This is a genomic window from Taklimakanibacter deserti, assembly GCA_003574785.1.
Window position 1 is genome coordinate 235,051 of sequence record QORU01000002.1, and the last position, 20,556, is coordinate 255,606.

Sequence of the window (20,556 nt, forward strand, 5' to 3'; positions counted from 1 at the left end):
GCCATGGCAGAAGCAGCTCAAGCCACCGCTACGGCAACTCCCTCCAGCGGGCAGCGCATCTCGCTGCTCCGGGTGCTCGGCCCCGCCCATGTCTGGGCGCTCGGAGTCGGCATCGTTCTCGTCGGCGAATTCACCGGCTGGAACTTCTCGGCCGACAAGGGCGGCGCGCTCGCCGCCCTCATCACCTGCTGGTTCGTCGGACTGCTCTACACTTCCGTCGCCATGATCGATTCCGAAGTGACCTCGACGGTCGCGGCGGCCGGCGGCCAATATGCGCAGGCTAAGCACATCGTCGGCCCGCTGATGGCCTTCAATGTCGCGCTCTATCTCGTCTTCGCCTATACGATGCTGGAAGTCTCCGACGCGATCCTGGTCGGCGACCTCATGACCACGGTGGCGGCGACCGAGGGCCTGACACGACACGCCTTCGTCGTGCTCGTCATCGTCGTCTTCGCCTGGCTCAACTACCGCGGCGTGCTGATGACGCTCAATGTCAACTTCATCATCACGGCGCTCGCCTATCTGTCGATCATCATCCTGTTCTTCTCGGTGCAGCCCTGGAGCCAAGGCGCTGTCCTCAAGCTCGGAGAGCTGGTTACGCCGCAAAACGCCCTGCCCTATGGCTGGATCGGCGTCATTGCCGCCTTCCAGTTCGCCATCTGGTACTATCTGGGGATCGAAGGGACGACACAGGCGGCCGAAGAGGTTCGCTCGCCGTCCCGTGCGCTTCCCTATGGCACGATGGCGGGCATCATCACGCTGCTCATCGCCGCTGCCCTCACCTGGTATGTCTGCGCCAGCCTGCTGCCCTGGGAATATCTGGGCTTCACCTTCTTCCCGCTCTTTGACGCCGCGCGCGTCACGGGAAGCCCGACGCTCGAATTCCTCTTGTTCTGGGGAACGGTGCTGTCGGCAGTGGCCTCGGCCAATGGCTGCATCAACGATGCGGCACGCGCCTGGTTCTCGCTCGGCCGCGACCGCTATCTGCCGGCATGGTTTTCGGCGGTGCATCCCACCTATCGCACACCCTATCGGTCGATCCTGTTCCTGCTGCCGATCGCCCTGGCTTTCGCCTTCATCGCGGACCTCAACCAGGCGATCACCTTCTCGATCCTGTCGGGCGTGCTGCAATATACCTTCATGAGCATAAATATCGTGATGTTCCGCAACAAGTGGCCCTTGGGCTCGATCCGGCGCGGCTATACCCATCCGTTCCACCCGATCCCGGCGCTCTGCCTGTTCGTGCTGTGCGTGGTTACTTTCTTCGCCATCTTCTTAGGGTTCGGATCGCAGCTCATCGCGATGGTGCTCTTCTATGTCATCGTGTCGCTGTGGTTCCACTTCTACCGCTACAAATTCGTGCGGCGCGGCGACCAGTTCACGATGCCGTGGCCGAAACCGCAAGGCTATTGAGCCCGGCCACAACCGCGAGAGACATATGGCCCGCCGGACAAAGGCGGGCCATATTCGTTGCGATGTTCGAAACCCTCACCACCCTCCTCGGCATTGCCGCCGCCATCGGCCTCGCGATCCATCTCGCGATCAAGCTGCGCCGGGCTGCTGAGAAGCGCGCCGCAGCGCCCGACCTCCTTTTCGCGAAGATCAAGCCCCTCATCGAAAATGCCCGCTATGAGGGTGAAAGCGGGGTCGGCTATCCCCAACTCGTCGGCCGCTACCGCGACCTCCCGGTCAGGCTTTATCCCGTCATCGACACGCTTGCCATCCGCAAGCTGCCTTCCCTGTGGCTCCTCGTCACCATTCCCGAAGCGCTGCCGGTCAGGGCCACCTTCGATCTCATGATGCGCCCAGCCGGACCCACTACCTTCTCGAATTTCGATCACCTGCCGGTAACCCTCGATTCCCTGCCCGACCTGCCGAACTATGCAGTGGTGCGCACGGATGACCCTGAGCATGTGCTGCCGCATCATGTGGTGGCGCCGCATCTCGATATCTTCGGGGATCCGCATGCCAAGGAACTCCTGATCACGCCCAAGGGCCTGCGTTTCGTCTGGCAGGTGGCGGAAGCCGATCGCGCCCGCTATGGCGTCTTCCGGCAGGCGGAATTCGGTACGGTGGAGCTCGATCCATACCTCGTGAGCAGCCTGCTCGACCGGCTCATCGCCTTGCGCACATCCATCCTCGATTGGGCCCAACCCGCATGACTGACAGGCCGCCTAAACCGATGCATCCCTACGCCATACTGGCGCTGGCGATCGTGCTGCCGGGATCGGGCCATGTCTTCTCCGGCGTGCCGGCGCGCGGTCTGCAATTCCTGTTCTTCATGATCGTGATCGGCTGGGCCACGTCGAAGATCGCGCCCGATCAGGCCTCTTTCCTCGGCCGCTATGCCGGCGGCTTCTTCATCTATGCGCTGTCGATCCTCGATGCCTACAAGATCGCCCGGGTCAAATGGGAGAAATGGCGCTATGCCGCCGGGCAAAAGGGAGCTGATGACGGGCGAGCCGCTTAAGAGCGACGTTGCCGTAGGTCACGACTTGGCGCCGGTCGCCGCCCCGAATTTCGCACCATGACGGATGCGGCGCTTGAAGTGACGAACACCAAAGACGACATCTGCCGAAAGCCGGCTGAGGGACGTCGTCCAGCGTTCATATTCGCCTTCCATGGTGACGATCTGTCCGGCCTTGCCGACGAACTGCTTCTTGAACTGACGCAGACCGGGCTCGTGCGATGCGCCGCCAAGGTCGTACCATTGGAAACCTTGGCTGTGGAGCCACTGCGATATCCACCAATGAAGCGCGTATCCGGCCTTGAGCGGCAAGGCGTCGGCCGAGGTCGCCCCGAACATATAATAGGCGGTGTCCCCGAACAGACCCACGGTCGCGCCGGCCACCAGCTTTCCCTCGTGACAGGCAACGACAAGCTTCGGCTTGAGCTTTTCCGGCAGATTGGCGATCAATTTTCCTGTCAGATGAACGGGCGTGGTGCTGGAAAACTGCTTTCGCTCCATCATTGACACGTACAAGTTCTGAAAAGCGTCGATCTCCCCGGGATCCTCCGTCACTCGGACGTCGAGAGAATTGGCGAGCGCCTGGCGCAAGGCGTAGCGCCATTTCTGCGCGAGGCTCTGACGCCGGGCGTTTTCGTCAAGGGCGGTGTTGACCAGATAGCGTTCCGGATCGTCATACTTGCGCCGCTGCGCGAATCCGAGATCGCGCAGCCAACCGCATTCCAGCGCATGATATTGGGGATGGGGACGAGCCAGAACCGTCAGGCAATGGCCGCGCGACACGCAATATTCCTGCACCAACGCTGCGATCATGGCGCGGTAGATTTCCGGGTCAGCGGCCGTTACCTGCCGCCGCCAGAAGGGACCAAAGCGAAGGAAAGCCAGCCCGCGTCCCATCACCGGGAGGCTGACGAGTGCAACCCGGGCCCCGGCTACAGCTTTGCCATCGCGGCGCAGAAGGATATGGCTGTCCCTCCCCTTCCAATGAAGACCGGAGTAGCAAGCCGTCTGTTCGGGATTGATGTCGGCGAAGTCGCCGGCAATGCGGTCCCATTCCTGATCGGGGACATTGTCCACTTCGACGCTGTAGGCTCCCGCAAGTTCATGGGTGGTGCGTTCGATTGATATCGCGTTCATGGAAGACGCTCCGGCGTTTCATAGCGATAGATCAGCAAGGGATATGGACTGAGGAACCACCAGACCGCGCGGTCGATCAGTCCGCGACGGCGCGGCTGAAATGGATATTGCCCCAGCAGCTCCGGGTGTTTGAGGTTGAGAAACACCAGGTAGTGCGTCGTGCCAGGGTTTGCCGTCGCGTGCACCCGCCCCAGAAACCGCTGCATGAACTCGCGGTCGAACGGATTGAAGAGGAAGAAGACGCGCGATCCTTGAGGCCAGTCGACCTCAAGGGCGTTCGCATTCACACTTGTTGCTTTCGTCTGCAGCTTCAATGCGTCTTTCGCTCGTTCGATATTGGCGACAGCTCCCTGGTGAAGCGACGGCGACAGCTCATAGCCAATGACGGAATCGAAGCCATACTCGGCTGCGACGAGAAGAGGTCTGCCAAGACCTGATCCGATATCAACGAAGGTGAACCGGTGAAGCGGCTCGGCTATGAGCTTGATCGCTTCATGAATGAGAAGACGCGGCGCCGCCAGGTACTCCACGCTGTGGCGGCGGAGTTCGTCGTCATAATCGAGGTCGATGGCCGGAACACCCTTGGATGTCGGTACTGCCTCGAACCGTTCGAATGACCTGTCATAAAGACGGTAGTGCGCTTTGTAGAGGAACCAGCGCCTTGCGAAACGCAGGACGCCAATAAGGCCTTCGTTTTTCGCGAGTTGGACAATGCGGGAAACAGGGCTTCTGCTCGTCGCAACAGATGAGTTGCCGATGGGAGTGGTGGCTTGCTGGCTCATATGACCCTGAAGAGTTTCACGAATTGTGGCGGGACTTTCCAAAATTGCGGGCGAGTACTCGCGCGACCGTGATGGGCAACTCTATCAGGCTCGGCAGCGGATCGCTGAGCGACAGGCTCGCGAATGTGCGTGTGCGGGTGAGCGAGGCGAGCCAGCGTCCGACATCGAGGCGCCCGGCGAGTGCGAGCTGGAAGGCGGCGACGGGATCGCGCTGGCCGAACATCCAGCCCACACCGGCCCGCGCCCGCATGGGGGGCGGCTTATGGCCGCTCGCGAGCGCGACGATGGCCGCGCCGAAATCGATCCCGGCCGCATCGGCCAGGCCGAACCACGACCAGGGGCGTGGATTGACATCGAGGATCTTGAGCGCGCCGTTGCGCGGATCGCGCTTGAACTCGATCTCGCACAGGCCGTGATGGCCGATGGAGGACAGGAAGGTCTCGGCCGCCTGATGCACATCTTCCGATTCAATGGTTTCGACGAAGGTCGACGTATAGCTGAAATCGATCGGATATTGGCGGGTGCGCTGCGCCGTGAAGGAGCTGACCGGCCGACCCTGCCACCAGAGGCCGGCATAGGAGAGCTGGCACTCTCCATCCCCGGGCACCAGTTCCTGGACGACGACGCAGTCCGGCCCGACCAGGCTTGCCGCTTCGGCATAAAGCCGCACGAAGTCTTCCCGGTTGTCCGCGCGCCAGACTTTGTCGCGCGTGAAACGGTTGAGCGCGATGCGCATCGACGGCTTGAGCGCCACTGGAAAACGCATCGGCATGGTGGCGGCATCCGCCAGCGAACGAACGGGATAAACCTCGGGAAACGCCAGGCCGAGTTCGGCCGCGCGCCGGTAGGTCTGGGCCTTGTCGCCAGCCCATTGCAGGCTGGACCAGTCCGGAAGCAGCACATTGAGATGCCGGGAAAGCCGCGCATGGGCTTGGGCGACGAACTTGACGTCGCCATCGGCCGCCGGGATGAGAAGATAGCCCTCGAGCTTTTCGCGCCGCACGATGTCTTCAAGCTGATCGACCGCGCCTGGCTTCTCCGGGCCGGACCAGTTGCGCCAATGCGCTACGGCGCGGGAAAAACGCGGCAACGGCGTGTGATTGGTGAGGAACCATACATCGAGCTTCTGGCGCGCCAGAACACGCGCCAGCGCAATGGCACCGTGCGATCCCGCCAGGATGATCGCGCCGCGCGGCGCGGACGCCGTGGCGGCCGGCACGCTCGAGGTGTCGGCTGTCGTCATCGGGGTGTAATTCCGTAGCTGGAATCGGCGCTGTCGTCCGGTCTCCACAAGATTGTCGATTGAACTTCGTTTAATATTCGTCACCAGATGGCTTCCCTTAACCATTTCGGCACAGCCAACGTCCCCGGAGACCATTAACAGCGTCGTTCAGGTCAAGTCTGCAAAGAGAATGCCAATGGTTACCGTTCACATCCCGGTGACCGTTCATGACTTTGGGATGGTTAGAAAATCCTCAAGCAAAGCCCGGCCGGTGGTGTTCCGGACGGGGCCCGTCAAATCATATCCGGGTCGGGCTTATTGCGGCTTTTGTCCGCTTACGGAGAGATCGGGATTGGCCTGCAACTGCTCGGGCGGAATGGCTACGCCGTCGCGCATGAGGACGAAGCACGGCGCCTTCTGCGCCGCCTCGTTGCGGTTGCAGCTGTCGAGCGCCTCCTTCTCGGCCTCCTCGATCGTGCTGCCTTCCCACGAACGTGCCCAAGGCCCTTTGAGGCTGATGGCAAAGGCCTTGTGCTCGGCCTTTTCCGCATATCCCTCCTTCGCCCGCCAGGCATCCACGTCCAGCACCAGGTCCGGGATCTTCATCGGCTTCTCGAACAGGCTGGGATCGACCCTGAGGAGCTGCGCCGTCTGCAGCGCGTCGGACAGGCGTTGACCATTGAGATCGATGAGGATGCAGCGCTTCGTCTCGTCCGAAATCCCCTCATCGCACGCTTTCAGCGCCTCACGCACGGCGATGGTCAGGCTGGTGAAACCTGTCTGCGCCGAGAACTGCCCGCCGGCGCCGGCAGCAAAGGCCTTCTCGCCCTTGGCGGTGGCATATTCTTCCAGCGCCTTGAGCTGCTTGTCGTTCAACGGAAAGATGGGCGGCTCGAAGGCCGAAGCGCGGCCGCAGCTCAAAGCCATCACAGCGAGTGCCAAGATTGTCTTACGTAACGGTAAATTGATGCTCATGGTTACCGGTGCTCTGTTCGATTGCCTGATTGGTGGGTCGGAGCCGACCATAAAGCCTTTCCCCGGCGGATCAAATTGATCCAGGAAACCGCGGCCCCACAACACAATTTCTGGGTGCCCTGCCCGCAAGAATCAGGCATACTGGACCCATTAGCGATGTTAATCTGGTGTCTGTAACCTCCCTGGCGTACAAACCTTGGGCAGCCTTTTGAGAAGACTGCCCATTTTTCTGTCTCCGCTCTCAATAAGTTAATATGCCGCAGCAGACCGTCATTTGACTTTTGTGAAATTCTACTTATTTTTCGGGCACATTTCATGCATCCGAATACTTGGCGAGTCCGAACGGATGCTTTTGACACACTAATCAACAACATCTCGCCAGATCGGTTTTTTGACTTTCCATGCAGTTTTCTGAACTGGGACTGAGCCCCAAGGTTCTCACCGCCGTTGAGACAGCGGGCTTCCTCACCCCCACGCCCATTCAAGCCGGTGCCATACCGCCAGCCCTCGCCCGCAAGGACGTGCTGGGGCTCGCCCAAACGGGTTCCGGCAAGACCGCCGCCTTCGTGCTGCCCATGCTTTCACTGCTCGAGACGGGACGCGCCAGGGCCCGTATTCCACGCACCCTCATCCTCGAGCCGACGCGCGAGCTCGCCGCCCAGGTCCAGGAGGCCTTTGAGCGCCTCGGCCAGAAGCACCGCCTCACCGTGGCGCTGCTGATCGGCGGGGTCTCCTTCGACGACCAGGCCGCCAAGATCGATCGTGGCGCTGATGTCGTCATCGCCACACCGGGGCGCCTGCTCGACCATTTCGAGCGCGGCAAGCTGCTGCTCACCGGCGTCGAGATGCTGGTCATCGACGAGGCCGACCGCATGCTCGACATGGGTTTCATCCCGGACATCGAGCGCATCTGCAAGCTCCTGCCCTTCACCCGCCAGACGCTGTTCTTCTCGGCGACGATGCCACCCGAGATCCAGCGCATCACCAACCAGTTCCTCCATGCGCCGGTCAGAGTGGAAGTTTCTCCGCATTCGAGCACGGTGCCGACGGTCGAACAGAAGCTGGTGCGGGTTCCTCATGACCCCAAGCTGAAGCGTGAAGCGCTGCGCCGGCTTTTGATCTCGCAGACCAATGTGAAGAACGCCATCGTCTTTGCCAACCGCAAGACCACTGTCGGCGTGCTGGAAGCCTCACTGAAACGGCATGGCTTCAACGCCGCCGCCCTCCATGGCGATATGGATCAGCGGGCGCGCCTGCGTACCCTCGATTCCTTCCGGGCCGGTGAAATCACCTTCCTCATCGCCTCCGACGTTGCGGCGCGTGGCCTCGATATCCCGGAAGTGAGCCATGTGTTCAATTACGACGTGCCCATCCATGCGGAAGATTATGTCCACCGCATCGGGCGGACCGGCCGGGCTGGACGCGAAGGCTTTGCTTTCATGCTTACGACGAATGCGGAAGCAAAATATGTGAAGGCGATCGAGCAGTTGATCCGGAAGACCATCCCGCAGGAAGGCAGTGCCGCACCGGCGGAGGACGAGCGGCATGGCGATGAAGCGGAGCCGCCGCGCAAGCGCCGCAGCAGAGCCGGCGGCGAGCGCCAGAAGCCCGCAGCGGCCAAACCGCCGCGCGAAGAGAGACAGGCGCGTGAGGAGAAACACCCGCGCGAGGAGAAACCGCCGCACGAGGCGAAACCGCAGCGCGAGGAAAGACCGCATGCCGCTGCCGAATCACGCCGCAATAAGCCGCCGCGCGACCGCCGGCCCTCTCCGTCCGGCGATGTGCCCGATTCCGACAGCTTCCATTCGGGCAATATGCCGGCCTTCCTGTCGCGTCCGGTGCGCAGCGCCTAACGCGCCCCCGACCCTATCCTGGCAAGCAGGTCACCACGGCGGCCGGTCAGGGCCTGGGCCGATAGAGCAAGTCCAATCGCCCAGACGATTTCAGCTGCCAAGGTGGCCCACCCCATGCCGTTGATTCCGAGATAAGGGATGAGGCCGGCGGCCGCGCCAATGAGCACGACGAGCGCAATGGCGCAGACGATCGCGGTGCGCGACTGGTGGCCGCCCAGCGACAGAAGATGGTTGTTCATCGCCCCGGCCGATCGCACCGTCTGGCTGAGGAGGAACAGGATCAGCAGCCATTTGCCGGCCCGATATTCGGGACCGAAGAATGCCAAGACCCAATCGCCCAGCACCAGGGTCACCAGGATCGCCGCGGTCATCAGCGCGCAATTCACGAGATTGGTCCGCCGCATCAGCTGATCGGTGGCTTCGTGCGTGCCTTTGGCCATCGTGTCGGTCAGGTCCGGAATGGCGATGACCTGCATCGTCTGGACGACGAAGCCCGCGATCGAGGCGAGCCTGACGGCAATGCCCACGACCGCCACATCGGCTGGCGGCAAAAGGAGGCCGGCGACGAGCGTCACGATTTCGGCGAAGGTGAAGGAAACGAAAGCCCCGATCAGGAGAGCGGCCGCCCGCAGTCGGTAGTATGGCGCCAGGCTGCGCCGCTGGCGGGAAAATATCTTCGCCACCACGCCGGAGCGCCCGAGCAGCACGGCTTGTATCAAGGCGGCGGCATAGGTCGAGATAACGATCGCCCACAATATCCAGATCATCCGGGGGTGCTGCGCGAGGGCGATGATCGCGATGATGGCTGCGAACAGGAAACCGCTGCGCAGCACGAAATCCGGCACGAAGGAAAGGTCGAAACGGCGCAGCGAGTTCGCCGCTGAATTGTTGAGCCGGATGAGCGCCTGGCCCGGCGCCGCGATCGCGCCGAAGAGAATGGCCGGCCGCAGATCGGCGAGGGCCGGCGTGAAATAGGCAACCACGGCGAGCATCGCCATGACGATGGTCCAGATGAGCGTCGTGCGCAAAGCGGCGGCATGGTAAGCCGCGACCAGCGTCTTGCGCGCCAGCGACTCATAGCGCGCCAGATAGGTGAGGCCCAGGGCCGTATAGCCGCCGGTGATCAACAGGCTGGCGAAGGCCATGATGCTGGTGGTCAGGAGGAAGATGCCGACATCGGCGGGCGAGAATGCCCGCGCCAAAGCGAGCTGGCTGAGCAAGCCAAAGGCCGCCCCGGCGGCGCGCGCGCCGACGACGCCGAACAAGCGCGTGATGAGCTTCCTGGCCGACATCCACCCTCCGCCCTGAGATTAGCGAGGCGGGTATGAAAAGCGGGTAAAAGCTCTATTTGGGCTTAACCGGTCTGCGTCGCCGGACGGGCTTACGCTCGGTGGATTTGGCTGGCTTCTGCGCGCGCAAGGCGGCGGCAAAGGCCTTGCGGGCCCATCCGGTCATCTCATCGCGGTCGTCGAGGCAGGCTTCCGGCGCCCGCCAATACGACATGACGGTTCTCTTCCCGCCTTTCCCATAGGTGAAGGGCGGAAGCGACAAAGCTTCGAATTCCCTTTGCGAGGCGTCATCGGCCTTGAGATAGAGGGTCTCATCGGCAATGAGCGCGAACATGAGATCGTCGCGGAAGATGCCGGCACCGCCGAACATGCGGCGCACCGTCACCGGGCCAAAGCCCGAAAGCTGCTCCTTGATGAAATCGAGATATTCGGCGCTCGCCGCCATCGGCCGCTTATTCGGCCGGAATCGCCTGAGCCGGCTTCAGCATCACCGATTCACCGCAACCGCAGGCCGAGGTCTGGTTCGGGTTGTTGAAGACGAAGCCGGATTTCAGCATCGATTCCTTGTAGTCCATCTCGGTGCCGAGCAGGAACAGGATTGCCTTGGGATCGATGAAGATCGTGACATCGCGATCCTCGACGACCTCATCGTGCAGGCGCTTATGTTCCGCCCACTCCATCGTGTATTCCATGCCGGCGCAGCCGCCATTCTTGACGCCAAGCCTGAGGCCCAGCACTGGTTTCTTCGCTCTTGCGATGATGGCCTTCACCCGCTCAGCCGCGGCATCGGTCAGCGTCATCACTTTGGGACGGGGACGGGTCATAGCCATATTCTACCACATATTGAGCGCGACGCGCGCTTCATCCGACATGCGCGAATGATCCCACGGCGGATCGAATACCAGGTTAACCTTGACGCCCGAGACGCCGGGAACCGCGCCGACGGCATTTTCGACCCAGCCCGGCATGTCGCCCGCCACCGGGCAGCCCGGCGCCGTCAAGGTCATGTCGATCTTGACCTGGCGGTCATCATCGATGTCGACCTTGTAGACGAGCCCCAGCTCGTAAATATCGACAGGGATTTCAGGATCATAGACCGTCTTCAGGGCGGCCGTGATGTCGTCCGTCAGGCGCGCCACCTCATCCGGCGGAATAGCGGAGGCCGGTGCGGCGGATGCTGCCTCTGGCGCAACATTATGATCCTGGACCTCGGTCACAAGAATATCCTCTGCGCTGAGATAAGCGCTTCCGCCAATTTATCAACTTCGGCCCTGGTGTTGTAGAGGCCGAAGGAGGCCCGGCAGGTGGCGGTCACGCCGAAGCGGGCGAGCAGCGGCTGGGTGCAATGGGTGCCGGCCCTGACCGCGACGCCGGCGCGATCGATCACCGTCGAAATGTCATGGGCATGCGCCCCTTCCATATTGAAGGAGACGATCGCCCCCTTCTCCCGGGCGCGGCCGAAAATTCGCAGCGAATTGATCTCCGACAGCCTGGCCATGGCATAGTCGCGCAGATCCGCCTCATGCGCGGCAATGGCCTCGAGGCCGATGCCCTTCATGTAATCGAGCGCCGCACCGAGCCCGATCGCCTCGACGATCGCGGGCGTCCCCGCCTCGAAGCGGTGCGGCGGCTCGGCATAGGTGACATTCTCGAGAGTCACCTCGCCGATCATCTCGCCACCGCCCTGATAAGGCGGCATGCGCTTCAGATGCTCCATCTTGCCATAGAGCACGCCAATGCCCGACGGCCCATAGGTCTTGTGGCCGGTGAAGGCATAGAAATCGGCATCGAGCGCCTGGACGTCGATCGGCAGGTGCACCGCCGCCTGGCTGCCATCGACCAGCACCGGGATGCCCCGCGCATGAGCGATACGGATGACTTCCTTGATCGGAACGATGGTGCCGAGCGCATTCGACATCTGGGTGATGGCGACGATCTTGGTGCGGGGGCCAAGCAGCTTCTCGAATTCCTCGATCAGGAAATTGCCGTCGTCGTCGATCGGCGCCCATTTGATGACGGCGCCGTGGCGCTCGCGATGGAAGTGCCAGGGCACGATGTTGGAATGGTGCTCGAGGATCGACAGCACGATCTCGTCGCCCTCGCCGATCACCATCCCGCCGAAGGATTGCGCCACCAGGTTGATCGCCTCGGTGGCGTTGCGGGTGAAGATGATCTGGTCCTTGGACGGCGCGTTGATGAAGCGCCTGACACTTTCGCGCGCGTCCTCGAAGGCCTGGGTCGACGTATTGGAGAGATAATGCAGCCCGCGATGGACATTGGCATAGTCCTCTTCCATCGCCTGGCGCATGCGCTCGAGCACCGCCTTGGGCTTCTGGGCTGAGGCGGCATTGTCGAGATAGACCAGGGGCTTGCCATAGACCTCGCGCGACAGGATCGGGAAATCGCGGCGGATGGCCTCGACATCATAGGCGGCGCGGATTTTCTTCTCGAGAACGGTCACGGCGCAGCATCCTTGTGGCTCACCAGCCATTGCTCGGCAAAATGCGCGAGCTGGTCGCGAACACCCTCATGGCCGATCGTCTCGAAGGCCTCGGCGACGAAAGCCGCGATCAGCATGGACTTGGCCTCGGCTTCGGGGACGCCGCGCGAGCGCAAATAGAACAGATGGTTGTGGTCGATATCGCCGCTCGTCGCGCCATGGCCGCAGACGACGTCATCGGCATAGATCTCGAGCTCGGGCTTGGCATCGAACTCGGCCGTCTCCGACAGAAGCAATCCGTGCGAGGACTGCTTGCCGTCGGTCTTCTGGGCGTCGCGCTGGACGACGACCTTGCCCTGGAAGATGCCGCGCGCCCTCTCGTCCATGACGCATTTGAACACCTCGCGGCTCGTGCATTTCGGCATCTGGTGGTCGACCAGGAGGCGCGTGTCGGCATGCTGCCGGCCCGAAAGCAAATAAGAACCCGCGATCTTCGCATCCGCCTTCTCGCCGGTGAAGGCGATCGTGCCGTTCTGGCGGTTGACGCGGGCACCCGAGGTCAAGGTGAAGTCGCGCAGCACCGCATTGGCGCCGAGCGTGATCCGCGCATGCGCCAGATGGATCGCCTCGCGCGATTCGATCTCGAGCTTTACCCGGTCGAGCTTCGCCCCCGCTCCCAAGGCGACGTCGATCACGCTGTTGGTGAGATAATCGCCCTCGCCCAGATGGGTTTCGAACAAGGTGGCCGCGGCGCCATCGGCGACGGTGATCTTATGGCGCGTCGCAATGGTGCGGGCCTCGGCGTCGGTCGCCACATGGACGAGCTCGACCGGCGCATCGATATTGGACGTAATCTCGATATGAACGCCATCGTCCGCGAAGGCCTTGTTCATCTCGAGCACCGGCTCGTCGGCGACGGCGAGCGGTGCCAGATGAGGCGTCACGCGCACGGCGCCACCGGCCGGCAGGTTCGACGACGCCTTGTCGAAGACGCCATTGACGAAAACGATGCGGGCATGGGCGATCTTGGCCAGGGGATCGCGCCTCAGGAGGCGCTCGACATCCTTGGCCTGAGCCTCAACCTTCAGGCGCGGCGGATAGGGCCGGTCGATCAAGACCCTGAGATTGGTCCATTTCCAGTCTTCGAGACGCGGATGCGGCAAAAGCATGCCGTCATAGGCGAGCTCCGCCGGCGTCTTGTTCACGGCGATATTCATGCGGCTTCCCTGGCGAACTCGGCATAGCCCTTGGCCTCGAGCTCGAGGGCCAGTTCCTTGCCGCCCGATTTGACGATGCGCCCATGCGAGAGGACATGCACATAATCCGGCACGATGTAATCGAGCAGGCGCTGATAATGGGTGATGACGACCATGGCGCGGTCGGGCGAGCGCAGCGCGTTCACGCCGTCGGCGACGATGCGCAAGGCGTCGATGTCGAGGCCGGAATCGGTCTCATCGAGAATGCACAGGGAAGGCTCGAGCACCGCCATCTGCAGGATCTCGGCGCGCTTCTTCTCGCCGCCGGAGAAGCCGACATTGACGGCGCGCTTCAGCATGTCCTGCGAGATGTCGAGCTTGCTGGCACGGTCCTTCACCAGTCGCATGAATTCCGGTGTGGTCAATTCCTTCTCGCCCCGCGCTTTGCGCTGGGCGTTGAGCGCCACTTTCAGGAACTGCATCGTGGCGACACCCGGTATCTCGATCGGATACTGGAAGGCCAGGAACAGACCCTTGGCGGCGCGCTGGTCGGGCTCCATCGCGAGCAGGTCCTCGCCCTTGAACTTGACCTCGCCACCCGTCACCTCATAGCCCTCGCGGCCGGCGAGCACATAAGAGAGGGTCGACTTGCCCGAGCCGTTCGGGCCCATGATGGCATGGACCTCGCCCGCCTTCACATTAAGGGTGAGGCCATTCAGGATGGTGCGGTCTTCATCCGCCAGTTTGACGCTCAGTTCGTTGATCTCAAGCATTCTTCTTGTCTTTCACATACTCATTGTAGGTCGTCGAATAATCGGTATGGGCGCGGGCCGTCATGATGAACCAGATGGCGGAGATCGCCATGCCCAAGGCGGTGATCGCCACCCACAGGAAGGTCGTCATGGTCTGCGCCAGGACAAGGCCCATGATCGCGGACGCAACTATGCCGGCGACGAATACCCAGACGACACGCCAGCCTTCGGTGGTCACGGGATAAGACCCCTGCCCGCCGTTGGATCGCACGAACCAGATGTCACCACGACGCTTGGTCATTGGGCTACCCCATCAAACCGATGGATGATCTCGATTGCGCCGACAATGTTCGTATTGAATTCATCGAGCTCCGCGGCAGGAACCCAAAGCTCCTCATGCAGGGCACCACCTACCACTTTCCTGTCAAAGCGGGCGAGATAGTCGGTAGGTAGCGCAAAGCGTGTGACGTAGCCCTTCTTGTCGGCATTGTGCCGTGTGTTCCAATCGCGGGCGATCTGGACGGCATATTCCTCATTGGTCACCGGATAGAAAATCGGCTGCTCAGGTAGACGTGGCGGGAATCGCCTGAAGCCGGAGGCTGCGATCAGCTCCAGTTCCTTCGTTCCGACCGGGCGATATAGAGTCGTCATCTTCATCCTACGCAACCAACTCAAATCAACCTACGCTGCCTTCCAAAGAGATGCCGATCAGCTTCTGCGTCTCGGCCATGAATTCCATCGGCAATTGCTGCAGCACGTCGCGCACGAAGCCGTTGACGATGAGCGTCACTGCCTCCTCTTGCGAGAGCCCGCGCGACTGGCAGTAGAACATCTGGTCGTCGGAGATCTTGGACGTCGTCGCCTCATGCTCGAAATGCGCGGTGAGCGTCTTGGCCTCGATATAGGGCACGGTATGGGCGCCGCATTTGTCGCCGATCAGGAGCGAGTCGCACTGGGTGAAGTTCCGCGCGTTGATCGCCTTGCGATGCGCCGAGACGAGGCCGCGATAGGTGTTGTCGCTCTTGCCCGCAGCGATGCCCTTGGAAACGATCCGGCTCGAGGTGTTCTTGCCCAGATGGATCATCTTGGTGCCGGAATCGACCTGCTGATAGCCATTGGAAATGGCGATCGAATAGAACTCGCCGCGCGAATTGTCGCCGCGCAGGATGCAGCTCGGATACTTCCAGGTGATGGCCGAGCCGGTCTCGACCTGGGTCCAGGAGATCTTGGCGTTTCGGCCGCGACAGTCGCCGCGCTTGGTGACGAAATTATAGACGCCGCCCTTGCCTTGCTTGTCGCCCGGATACCAATTCTGCACCGTCGAATATTTGATCTCGGCGTCATCGAGGGCGATGAGCTCGACCACGGCGGCATGGAGCTGGTTCTCATCGCGCGTCGGCGCGGTGCAGCCCTCGAGATAGGAGACGTAAGACCCCTTGTCGGCGATGATCAGCGTGCGCTCGAACTGGCCGGTCTTCTTTTCGTTGATGCGGAAATAGGTCGAAAGCTCCATCGGGCAGCGCGTGTTGGGCGGCACATAGACGAAGGAGCCGTCGGAGAAGACCGCCGAATTGAGAGCGGCGTAGAAATTGTCGCCCTGCGGCACGACCGAGCCCAGATACTTCTTCACCAGTTCCGGATGCTCGCGGATCGCTTCCGAGATCGAGCAGAAGATGACGCCCACCTTGGCGAGCTCATCCTTGAAGGTGGTGACGACCGAGATTGAATCGAACACCGCATCGACCGCGACCTTGGCGCCCTGGACGCCGGCCAGCACCTCGCGCTCGCGCAAGGGGATGCCGAGCTTCTCATAGGTCTTGAGCAATTCGGGATCGACCTCATCGAGGCTCTTCGGCCCCGACATGCTCTTCGGCGCCGCATAATAATGCAGATCCTGGAAGTCGATCTTGGGATGCTTGACCTTGGCCCAAGTCGGCTCATCGACCTTCTGCCACCGGCGATAGGCCTCGAGCCGCCATTCGAGCATCCATTCGGGCTCACCTTTCTTCTTCGAGATGAAAGCAACGATGTCCTCATTGAGGCCCTTAGGCGCCAATTCGGTCTCGATCTCGGTGGTGAAACCGTATTTGTACTTGTCGACGTCAATATCCTTGACGAGCTCTATGGTATCGATATCGGGCATTCTCTTAACCTCAAGCCGCCTTGCGCCGGGCCTTGATCCGGCTCCAGGCGGAAATGAACTGTTCAATGTCTCGAGCCGTCGTCGTCCAGCCCAGGCTCACGCGGATCGCCGCGTTGGCGAGATCGGGGGCAATCCCCATCGCCGCCAGAACATGCGATTTCGCCACCTTGCCGGAGGAGCAGGCCGAGCCCGAGGAGACCGCGAAGCCGGCGAGATCGAGCGCCATCAGAAGGGTTTCGGCGGGAAGCCCCGGCATGGCGAAGCAAGTCGTATTCGGCAAGCGCTCCGTCTTGGCGCCGAAGATCACGGCGCCTTCCAGCCTCTCCTCAAGATGGTCACGCAACGCCTTGATTTCGAGTCTTTTTTCTTGAAGCGCGGCGGCAAAGCCCGCGATCGCGACAAGGTTTTCGGTTCCCGCGCGGCGCCTGAGTTCCTGGCCACCGCCATGAATGAGGGGCTCGAGCGGAAGCCCGTCGCGCACGATAAGCGCTCCGGCGCCCATCGGGCCCCCGAGCTTATGGGCGGAGAAACTCAAGAGGTCGACGCCCACAAGACCGAAATTGACCGGGATCTTGCCCAGGGCCTGGACGGCATCGCTATGGAGCAGCGCGCCATGCGCATGGGCGAGTGCCGCCACATCGCGCAAGGGCTCGATGACACCCGTTTCGTTATTGGCGAGCATCACGCTGACAAGCGCTTTGGGCCCTGCCTTCAGCAGGCGTTCCAGCGCCGCGAGGTCGACCACACCCTCGCCATCGACCGGGAGGATATCGACGTCTTTGCCCGAGCCGCGCGCCGCTTCCAGCACCGATGGGTGCTCGATGGCGGAGACGATCAGCCGCTTGGCTGGCGCTCCCTTGAGCGCCAGATTATTGGCCTCGCTGCCGCCCGAGGTGAAGACCACCATAGGGGCAATCGCTCCCACCGCCCGGCCGACGCTCTCACGCGCGCCATCCAGAAGCGCATGCGCCTGGCGGCCCTCTTCATGGACGGAGGAGGCATTGCCGCCAAGCTCGAGTGCCGCGAGCATCGCTCGGCGGGCGGCCTCCTTGAGCGGGCTCGTGGCATTATGGTCAAGATAGACGCGCATCGGCCTCGTTCTGGACTTTGGGTCGGTAGCGCGCCTTGGCCTGGCGAATGGATGCTGCGAGCGCCAGGTTGCGCTTGTTGACCACATCATCGAGCGTGACATTGGCGAGGAAAGTGTTCACCTGCCGGCCGATCGAGGACCACAAATCATGGGTGCAGCAGCGCTCGCCCTTGACGCAGCCATCGACGGCATCGCCCTCGCAGCGGGTCATCTTCATCGGCTCGTCGACCGCGGCAATGACGTCATAGATGACGATGTCGTCGGCATCCCGCGCCAGCCGGTAGCCGCCGCCCGGCCCCCTGGCGCTCTGCACCAGACCGGCCTTGCGAAGCTTCACGAAGAGCTGTTCCAGATATTCCTGGCTGATCTCCTGGCGTGCGGAAATCTCGGCCAGCGACACGGTGCGGCCCTCGCCATTCTGGCCGATATCGACCATGGCCATCACCGCATATCTGCCTTTTGTCGAGAGTTTCATGGTCCTATTTCCGTTGCCGCCGCGTTGAGAAAACTTGCCATTTTCCCCCGCAGCCGTGCTAAGAGCCGGGCTTCGCCGGCGTCCCGAGGGATTCTATATTTCTTTGAACAATTCTAAACAAGGGAAATAGAATATCCGACTACCGGAGTCAACTATTTCGCCGGTTTTCACACGATTTCAATGACCGCCAGATGCAGAACAGGATCGACATTCGCTCATGCCTGAAGTGATTTTCAATGGGCCGGCCGGCCGGATCGAAGCGCGCTACCATCATTCGAAGGCCCAAGGGTCCCCCATTGCGATCCTTCTCCACCCCCATCCGAGCTTCGGCGGCACGATGAACAATCCGATCGTGCATTCCCTCTATTATATGTATGCCCAACGGGGTTTTTCGGTCCTCCGGTTCAATTTCCGGGGGGTCGGGCGGAGCCAGGGTCTGTTCGAGAACGGTGCCGGGGAACTTTCGGACGCGGCCTCGGCGCTCGACTGGCTGCAGGCGCATAACCGCGAGGCCAAGATCTGCTGGATCGCCGGCATCTCCTTCGGCGCCTGGATCTCGATGCAGCTCCTGATGCGCCGGCCGGAGATCTCGGGCTTCATCTCGGTCGCCCCGCTCGCCAAGCACTATGACTTCTCCTTCCTCGCCCCCTGCCCGGCCTCCGGGCTTTTCGTCAATGGCGACAAGGACACGGTGACGCCGCCCGAAGCGGTCAACACGCTGGTGACCAAGCTCAAGACCCAGAAAGGCATCGTCATCGAGCACAAGGTGCTGCCCGGCGCCAACCACTTCTTCCAGGACAAGATCGACGACCTGACCAAGATCTGCGCCACCTATCTCGACAAGCGGCTGGCTCGCGAGGCTTGAGCGGCCGAAGCCGCCCAGCCAAATTCAAAGCGTCAGACCTCTGTGCAGCGAGGGATTAGTCCTCGTCGCTGAGCAGCGCCTTGTGGACGAGGCCGCCCAGCGCGCCGCCGATCAGCGGAGCGACCCAGAACAGCCAGAGCTGCTGCAAGGCCAAGCCGCCCGCGAAGAGCGCAGGCCCCGTCGAGCGCGCCGGATTGACCGATGTATTGGTGACCGGGATCGAGATCAGGTGGATGAGCGTCAGCCCAAGCCCGATCGCGATCGGGGCAAAGCCCGCCGGCACCGATTTGCCCGTGGCACCCAGGATGATGATCAGGAAGAATCCGGTCATCACGATTTCGCAAATGATCGCAGCCATGAGCGAATAGCCGCCGGGCGAATGCGTATCATAGCCGTTCGTCGCAAATGCCCCGGGGGCTGCCGGATCAATCGCGAACCCCGCCTTGCCCGAAGCGATGAGATAAAGCACGCCCGCTGCAACAATGGCGCCGACCACCTGGACAATGATGTAAGGAGCGACCGAGGCCCAGGGAAAACGACCGGCAGTTGCAAGGCCAACCGAAACGGCCGGATTGAAGTGTCCTCCAGAAATGCCGCCCACCGCATAGGCCATGGTGAGTACCGTCAGTCCGAACGCGAAGGCTACGCCCAGCAGGCCGATACCTACGTTAGGGAAAGCAGCGGCCAGAACCGCGCTCCCGCAACCGCCGAGAACCAACCAGAATGTACCAAAGAACTCTGCCGCAAGCTTCTTCTGCATGTGAATCCCCATCCGACTCAGTTGAGCGAGTCGATGGCTTTTTGTAATCTTTCCCGGCGAAAGTTCAAAGTGGGTCGTGCCGTGCGCGCAACGCATCCGCTGACTGACGCACGACCTCGGAAATCTGCATGAGCTGTTTGCCAAGCGGGCTTGTCTTGCGCCAGATCATGCCGATTGTTCGCGAGGGTTGCGGGCTCTGGAAACGAGCTACAGATACCGACGCAGAACGTGTCTCCACCGCAACAGCCATTTCCGGGATCAAGGTGACACCTATGCCGGCGCTGACCATCTGAACCAGCGTGGACAGAGAGCTGCCGTCAAGCAATTCCCGCGGCCGTGCCGAATGCATGTTGCAGAAGGACAGAGCCTGATCGCGGAAGCAATGCCCCTCCTCCAGCAGAAGCAGCCGCATTTCGCGCAGCATTTCGCCATTGGGCACGGGCTTGCCCTCGTCTTCGCCAGGCCGGACCAGCACAAAATTCTCGGAGAACAGGGCTACCTCGGTCAACGAAGGTTCGGACACCGGCAGAGCGACGATCGCCGTGTCGAGCCGGCCTTCCGCCACCTCTGCAATCAGCTTCAGTGTGAGCGTCTCGCGCACGTGAATGTCGAGGCCCTCATGCAAACGGGTCAGGTTTCCGATGATGGTAGGCAGCAGATAGGGAGCGATGGTGGGGATCACGCCTATTCGCAGCCGCCCCGCCAGACGCTCGTGCGAGGCGCGCGCCAAGTCTCCCAATTCATCCACCGAGCGCAGTATGTCGCGCACGCGCAGCGCAAACTCCTCTCCGAAGCCCGTCAGTCGCACCTGCCGCGCGCCTCTTTCGAAAAGCTCCGTGCTGAGCGTTTCTTCCAGTTCCCTGATCTGCACCGACATAGCGGGCTGAGAAATCGCACAGGCATCCGCCGCCCGCCCGAAATGGCCGTGTCGTACCAATGCCTCGAAATAGCGTAGTTGCTTCAGCGTCAGGTTGGTCATAACCTCAACTTATTCCTGCAATCAAAAAATCCAACTTAAATTAATCGCGCAACTCTGATAGACGAAGCAATATGAAGGGAAGCGAGGGCCTTCGTGGCCTTCCCCCGGACAGCTCAATCAACTCAGCCAGG

Annotated in this window: 23 protein-coding genes; 5 read left to right on the plus strand and 18 right to left on the minus strand. The window is 61.7% G+C overall.

Translation table 11 applies throughout. The annotated features are described in order from the left end of the window. Positions 1-3: 3 nt before the first annotated feature. From DS839_RS04415 to DS839_RS04425, 3 genes are all read left to right on the plus strand, one after another. Positions 4-1,413, plus strand: coding sequence for an APC family permease (locus DS839_RS04415; RefSeq protein WP_119269064.1), 1,410 nt, complete (start codon positions 4-6; stop codon positions 1,411-1,413). A gap of 62 nt (positions 1,414-1,475) precedes the next feature. Next, complete coding sequence (locus DS839_RS04420; RefSeq protein ID WP_119269065.1) at positions 1,476-2,162, plus strand: hypothetical protein; 687 nt, start codon at positions 1,476-1,478, stop codon at positions 2,160-2,162. Further along, the gene (locus tag DS839_RS04425) at positions 2,159-2,470 is read left to right on the plus strand and encodes a hypothetical protein (RefSeq protein ID WP_119269066.1); all 312 of its coding nucleotides are present in this window, start codon (positions 2,159-2,161) and stop codon (positions 2,468-2,470) included. Before DS839_RS04420 ends, DS839_RS04425 begins: the two co-directional genes overlap by 4 nt. Before the next feature lie 18 nt (positions 2,471-2,488). Here DS839_RS04425 and DS839_RS04430 read toward each other — a convergent pair whose 3' ends face one another. From DS839_RS04430 to DS839_RS04445, 4 genes are all read right to left on the minus strand, one after another. Next, positions 2,489-3,604 (minus strand): lipid II:glycine glycyltransferase FemX, encoded by a 1,116-nt coding sequence (locus DS839_RS04430; protein ID WP_119269067.1) that lies wholly within the window; start codon positions 3,602-3,604, stop codon positions 2,489-2,491. After that, on the minus strand, positions 3,601-4,386 hold the full coding sequence (locus DS839_RS04435; RefSeq protein WP_119269068.1) for a class I SAM-dependent methyltransferase: 786 nt from the start codon (positions 4,384-4,386) through the stop codon (positions 3,601-3,603). Before DS839_RS04435 ends, DS839_RS04430 begins: the two co-directional genes overlap by 4 nt. Before the next feature lie 16 nt (positions 4,387-4,402). Further along, positions 4,403-5,629 carry a carboxylate--amine ligase gene (locus DS839_RS04440; protein WP_119269069.1) on the minus strand — a complete coding sequence of 409 codons (1,227 nt, stop codon included), beginning with the start codon at positions 5,627-5,629 and terminating at the stop codon, positions 4,403-4,405. A 294-nt stretch (positions 5,630-5,923) separates the two neighbouring features. Next, the gene (locus DS839_RS04445; protein WP_162918301.1) at positions 5,924-6,550 is read right to left on the minus strand and encodes a hypothetical protein; all 627 of its coding nucleotides are present in this window, start codon (positions 6,548-6,550) and stop codon (positions 5,924-5,926) included. Positions 6,551-6,984: 434 nt separating this feature from the next. Here DS839_RS04445 and DS839_RS04450 point away from each other — a divergent pair, with 434 nt between their 5' ends. After that, the gene (locus DS839_RS04450; protein ID WP_119269071.1) at positions 6,985-8,436 is read left to right on the plus strand and encodes a DEAD/DEAH box helicase; all 1,452 of its coding nucleotides are present in this window, start codon (positions 6,985-6,987) and stop codon (positions 8,434-8,436) included. Here the strand turns inward: DS839_RS04450 and DS839_RS04455 are convergent. From DS839_RS04455 to DS839_RS04510, 12 genes are read right to left on the minus strand one after another with little or no spacing between them, the layout of a single operon-like run. Beyond that, a complete protein-coding gene (locus tag DS839_RS04455; protein ID WP_119269072.1) occupies positions 8,433-9,728 on the minus strand; it encodes a lipopolysaccharide biosynthesis protein in 1,296 nt (431 codons plus the stop codon). The genes DS839_RS04450 and DS839_RS04455 overlap by 4 nt on opposite strands. Positions 9,729-9,780: 52 nt before the next feature. Then, on the minus strand, positions 9,781-10,170 hold the full coding sequence (locus tag DS839_RS04460) for a TfoX/Sxy family protein (RefSeq protein ID WP_119269073.1): 390 nt from the start codon (positions 10,168-10,170) through the stop codon (positions 9,781-9,783). A 7-nt stretch (positions 10,171-10,177) separates the two neighbouring features. Then, positions 10,178-10,555, minus strand: coding sequence for a HesB/IscA family protein (locus DS839_RS04465; protein WP_368911169.1), 378 nt, complete (start codon positions 10,553-10,555; stop codon positions 10,178-10,180). A gap of 3 nt (positions 10,556-10,558) precedes the next feature. After that, positions 10,559-10,942 carry an SUF system Fe-S cluster assembly protein gene (locus DS839_RS04470; RefSeq protein WP_119269075.1) on the minus strand — a complete coding sequence of 128 codons (384 nt, stop codon included), beginning with the start codon at positions 10,940-10,942 and terminating at the stop codon, positions 10,559-10,561. Next, positions 10,939-12,186 (minus strand): cysteine desulfurase, encoded by a 1,248-nt coding sequence (locus DS839_RS04475; protein WP_368911171.1) that lies wholly within the window; start codon positions 12,184-12,186, stop codon positions 10,939-10,941. The genes DS839_RS04470 and DS839_RS04475 overlap by 4 nt, the downstream gene beginning before the upstream one ends. Then, the gene (gene sufD, locus DS839_RS04480; RefSeq protein ID WP_119269077.1) at positions 12,183-13,382 is read right to left on the minus strand and encodes a Fe-S cluster assembly protein SufD; all 1,200 of its coding nucleotides are present in this window, start codon (positions 13,380-13,382) and stop codon (positions 12,183-12,185) included. Before sufD ends, DS839_RS04475 begins: the two co-directional genes overlap by 4 nt. Next, positions 13,379-14,134, minus strand: coding sequence for a Fe-S cluster assembly ATPase SufC (gene sufC / locus DS839_RS04485; RefSeq protein WP_119269078.1), 756 nt, complete (start codon positions 14,132-14,134; stop codon positions 13,379-13,381). Before sufC ends, sufD begins: the two co-directional genes overlap by 4 nt. Then, on the minus strand, positions 14,127-14,414 hold the full coding sequence (locus DS839_RS04490) for a hypothetical protein (RefSeq protein WP_119269079.1): 288 nt from the start codon (positions 14,412-14,414) through the stop codon (positions 14,127-14,129). The genes sufC and DS839_RS04490 overlap by 8 nt, the downstream gene beginning before the upstream one ends. Beyond that, on the minus strand, positions 14,411-14,764 hold the full coding sequence (locus DS839_RS04495; protein WP_368911173.1) for an ADP-ribosylation/crystallin J1: 354 nt from the start codon (positions 14,762-14,764) through the stop codon (positions 14,411-14,413). The genes DS839_RS04490 and DS839_RS04495 overlap by 4 nt, the downstream gene beginning before the upstream one ends. A gap of 25 nt (positions 14,765-14,789) precedes the next feature. After that, positions 14,790-16,256: a Fe-S cluster assembly protein SufB gene (gene sufB / locus DS839_RS04500; RefSeq protein WP_119269081.1), complete on the minus strand. Its 1,467-nt coding sequence runs from the start codon at positions 16,254-16,256 to the stop codon at positions 14,790-14,792. A 10-nt stretch (positions 16,257-16,266) separates the two neighbouring features. Beyond that, positions 16,267-17,346: a cysteine desulfurase family protein gene (locus tag DS839_RS04505; protein WP_119269082.1), complete on the minus strand. Its 1,080-nt coding sequence runs from the start codon at positions 17,344-17,346 to the stop codon at positions 16,267-16,269. Continuing rightward, positions 17,330-17,821: an Rrf2 family transcriptional regulator gene (locus tag DS839_RS04510; RefSeq protein ID WP_119269083.1), complete on the minus strand. Its 492-nt coding sequence runs from the start codon at positions 17,819-17,821 to the stop codon at positions 17,330-17,332. The genes DS839_RS04505 and DS839_RS04510 overlap by 17 nt, the downstream gene beginning before the upstream one ends. A 217-nt stretch (positions 17,822-18,038) precedes the next feature. Between DS839_RS04510 and DS839_RS04515 the strand changes: the two genes are divergently transcribed. Then, positions 18,039-18,686, plus strand: a complete 648-nt coding sequence (locus DS839_RS04515; protein ID WP_119269084.1) for an alpha/beta hydrolase — start codon at positions 18,039-18,041, stop codon at positions 18,684-18,686. Between the two features lie 55 nt (positions 18,687-18,741). On the opposite strand, the gene aqpZ is transcribed toward DS839_RS04515, so the two are convergent. Then, positions 18,742-19,446 carry an aquaporin Z gene (gene aqpZ / locus DS839_RS04520; protein WP_119269085.1) on the minus strand — a complete coding sequence of 235 codons (705 nt, stop codon included), beginning with the start codon at positions 19,444-19,446 and terminating at the stop codon, positions 18,742-18,744. Positions 19,447-19,510: 64 nt separating this feature from the next. Further along, positions 19,511-20,425 (minus strand): hydrogen peroxide-inducible genes activator, encoded by a 915-nt coding sequence (locus DS839_RS04525; protein WP_119269086.1) that lies wholly within the window; start codon positions 20,423-20,425, stop codon positions 19,511-19,513. Positions 20,426-20,556: the final 131 nt, after the last annotated feature.